This window comes from Aliivibrio sp. S10_S31, assembly GCF_014694495.1.
GTDB classification, from domain to species: Bacteria; Pseudomonadota; Gammaproteobacteria; order Enterobacterales; family Vibrionaceae; genus Aliivibrio; species Aliivibrio fischeri.
In genome coordinates, this window is record NZ_JAAUWR010000043.1 from 1 (window position 1) to 3,856 (window position 3,856).

The 3,856-nt window shown below is 34.8% G+C and carries 3 protein-coding genes; all 3 read right to left on the bottom strand.

What is annotated here, in order from left to right; genetic code table 11:
* Positions 1-863 precede the first annotated feature (863 nt).
* Complete coding sequence (locus tag HC728_RS19260; protein ID WP_065624875.1) at positions 864-1,217, bottom strand: hypothetical protein; 354 nt, start codon at positions 1,215-1,217, stop codon at positions 864-866.
* Positions 1,218-2,127: 910 nt separating this feature from the next.
* Positions 2,128-2,943 (bottom strand): hypothetical protein, encoded by an 816-nt coding sequence (locus HC728_RS19265; RefSeq protein WP_065611808.1) that lies wholly within the window; start codon positions 2,941-2,943, stop codon positions 2,128-2,130.
* Between the two features lie 144 nt (positions 2,944-3,087).
* Positions 3,088-3,711, bottom strand: a complete 624-nt coding sequence (locus HC728_RS19270) for a hypothetical protein (RefSeq protein WP_065641401.1) — start codon at positions 3,709-3,711, stop codon at positions 3,088-3,090.
* Positions 3,712-3,856: the final 145 nt, after the last annotated feature.

A 3,856-nucleotide genomic window follows, 5' to 3' on the forward strand; every position in this document is an offset into this window, starting at 1 on the left:
AGGTTAAACTCTGTAACCACCTCAAATTTTTCAACAATATAATCATATGATTTTTTTATATCATTCTTAACATCAATCTCAATTGTTATAATTTTGGATTCCATATATTTCACCGATGACATAACGCTTGCATAACACGTTTATTACCATGCCTACCAACCTGAATTAACCACCCTAATCACAAAACCCAAGGCAAACCCAGAATGCCGAGTGTAATAAATCGTGTTGATGCGATTGTTGTGCGGACTCTCTTTCGGCTTGGCCAACTTGGTAAAGAACTGCCCTGCCAAGATTTTCTAAGCTCTGATTCTAATTTACCGATGCCAATTAAGCGAACAAAATGAACATAAAACTAGAAATAATGTGAAGAAAAACAAATACATTTACAACGCCATTTGAACGATTTGGTTTCAGCAAGTTTTCGGCTGATAAACCAAATATCCTAACCACAATTGGGATTAAAAATGCGGCGAGGAAAGCACGGATGCAGGTTAAAATGAGGCAACACCAAAGAACCATTGAAGCGTAAAAATGCCTCTGAAACGCCTGAACTTAGACCGACAATGCTTAATTGCCGAGCCTGATGAAACGAACGCTAAAAGGCAACAAAGAAAATGAGTTTCGATGACTAAATAGCGTTTACAAAAGTCTCGCTTCTATTGATGAACCGTGCAAAAAATTTCGGACTCAGTACGCACAACGCCTGCATAACACGTTTGCTACCATGCAGATTAAGACCAAATTTACCACTTAGCACGGTAAACTAAAAGAAACCTAGAGTGCCGAATGTAGCAAATCGTGTTGATGCATTTGTTATATGTATTCCATAGCACTAACTTTAAATATAAAAGTAATTCAGATTACTAATCTTGAAATGTTAAATGTGCTTCTGGAAATTGAGTTGATTGTACCTTTAGGAATAAGCCACCAGCAATCAAATAACCAACAATCATTCCTACCGTTGGGATGGTTCCTGAAAAGTGTAATAACGTAGATAAAAGAAAAATGCCACTAACACCTAACTGATACGGCATCAAAGCTTTGAAATCCTCAAAACGCTTATGAGCGACTTTTATTCCCTCTTCGTTTAACGTCAAATCACCGCCACAGATTGAACAAGTTATTGTGTTATCTTTTTTTAATCTATCTATTTCTTTAATTTGAATTTCAGAATCACCAGTACATTTTGGACAGCTATAATGAAGTGCAGTTTTCATTTCTTTTTCCCTTAGTAATAAACGTCAATATTATCAATTAATTAAACCAAAATAAGTTAAAAACACGGCAGATAATATCACTAGACTTGACTATATTAAGTTAATTAGAAAAGATTCATTATTTTTTGCGACCAGACCATTACCTTTGATTTAGATGTTTCATATCATTCATAGAATAACAATAAATCACCAAATACTGGGAATAAAAAACTTAAATTACATATAACGCCGCAATAACACGTGCGAACGACTGACTTTCCAAACCAATTGCACTCCAAACCGCGAATGCCGAGTGTAATTAGCATCGTGTTGATTGCTTTGTTACACGATCTTTGTCAACGTTTCGCTTTAATTGGTAAAGAACTAATTTACCAAGATTTACTGTAAACTGAGTTTAATTAGACTGGTTCAATTTAGCGAGCAAAATATCATTTCAACGGCAATAACTGTGAAACGAAACAATCCCTTTTTCTTACACCATTTGTACGATTTTGTTTCAGCAAGTTTTAAGCTGATAAACCAAATATCCTTACCACAATTGGGATTGAAAATGCTAAGAAGAAAACACTGATACAGGATAAAATGAGGCATAACCAAAGAACAATTGAAGCGTAAATTAGCCGCTGAAACGCCTGAATTTAGGACAATAATAGTTCAATGCCGAACCTGATAAAATGAACACTAAAAGGCAACAAAGAAGAAGGAAATTCACACTACTTTCACACTTAAAAAACTAACGGCTCAATCGCTGAACTGAGCCAAAAAACTGCGATCTTAGAGTTCGTGTAACGCCTGCATAACACGTTTGCTACGATACAGACTTAGCTGAATTTTACTGCCTTAATCACTGAAACTAAAGACAAACTGACAACGCCGAGTGTAGCAAATCGTGTTGATGCGATTGTTAGGCTTATTCTCCCCACGCCCACTTTTTTTTCCTAAGAACAGAGCTTTTGGGTGTAAGGAAAAATGGAAAAAACTCATACATATGAGGTACTTCATTAGAAGCGTTATTATCTACATTTAATTGATGAATACGATATGTCTGATATTGTAAAACATAATAAAATGGGCGAAGCATATCAATTATAGACCACACAACATGGTAGCTAGCCTTTTCTGTTGTATGCCTTAAATAAGTAAACTCTAATATTGTAATCCAATCCCCATTAATATTTTGCTTCCAATTAGTTGCTAAGCCATTGCGATCTATAAAAGTAATTGCATCTTGTTCAATTCTTTTCCTTACATCACTTCTTAAACCCCAAACATGCCGATCAATTACATCTAACCACAGACCTATTGGATCATCATTTTTATTATTTTCAGTTAATTCATCCAAATTATAATATCGAGAACCTTTAGCAAACTTAGCTAATACCTCTATAATTTGCTTTTGTTTATCATTTAAGGATATTTCTGAGTGTAAAGAGTAGTTAGATGAGCACTCAACACACTTAGCATATAACTTTTCAATATCATGCCCAAAAGACCTCAACTCTTGATTTGTTGGTGTCTGACATTTATTAGAAATCTTATGATCTAGTATAAGTACTATTTTAAATAGACGTTCAAATCCCGTTGCTAATTCAAACAACCCTAAATAAAACAAACCACGATGATTTTCGTCGATATTAGCCCTACGGATAGAGTTTAGCCCCCCCAAGAGACTTGTCATTGTTAAGTGCCCTTCTTGAGCAAGAAGCTTATATTCTTTATTATACATATAGTCACTTATTCCACTTATGAGCCTAACGCCTGCATAACACGTTTGCTACGATACAGACTTACCTGAATTTTACCGCCTTAATCACTGAAACTAAAGACAAACTGACAACGCCGAGTGTAGCAAATCGTGTTGATGCATTTGTTATATTTTTATTTTGTTGTTATCGATTGATATATCTTGTTGCGGGACATAAATCACCTCTTCAGTTTCGAGATTGTATCCAGCACAGTTTCTAGAACCACAATATAAAAAAGTTAACTCACCTTTATATTGCGATGATTTCATAATTGTAGATTTCCCTTCGGAGATCCTTACTCTCAATTCATTGGCTTGCTCCATCCCTGACTTTTCATAGACAATCAAAACAGATAGGAAGCCTATAACTACTAAAAATACTCCAATCGACTTACTAAATACGGCTTTAATACTTAATTCTCTTTTTGATAGTTTTTTAGTCGGTAAATTAATTTTCTTCTTTAGTCTCACCAATCGGCGTCCATGTGAAAAACTTTTTTTAATATAATAGAAAATAAAGAAGCACCAGTTTGAATAAACAAAACCAAACAAAAGAATGAAAGCCGAAAGATAAATTGCATTTTCCAAGCTAGTTATCATTCCATGATAAATGACTTGATGGAAGTTGCGGTCGAGTAAATCACTATCTAAGCCTAATGTATAAAAGTAACCATAAGTAAAAGCGGTGCTTACACAATAAAAGTAAGCCGTAAGAAAAGCTACAATCCCTGCGCTATCAATAAACTTCATACATTCCTCTTAAAAATATAACGCTGGCATAACACGTTTATTACTATGCAAACCAACTTGAATTAACCGCCTTAATCACAAAACCCAAGGCAAACCCAGAACGCCGAATGTAATAAATCGTGTTGATGCGATTGTTGTGCGTGCT

Bases quoted from the DNA above. Each gene is read 5' to 3' on its own strand.
- HC728_RS19260 (WP_065624875.1), bottom strand. From the start codon at position 1,217: ATGAAAACTGCACTTCATTATAGCTGTCCAAAATGTACTGGTGATTCT.
- HC728_RS19265 (WP_065611808.1), bottom strand. From the start codon at position 2,943: ATGTATAATAAAGAATATAAGCTTCTTGCTCAAGAAGGGCACTTAACA.
- HC728_RS19270 (WP_065641401.1), bottom strand. From the start codon at position 3,711: ATGAAGTTTATTGATAGCGCAGGGATTGTAGCTTTTCTTACGGCTTAC.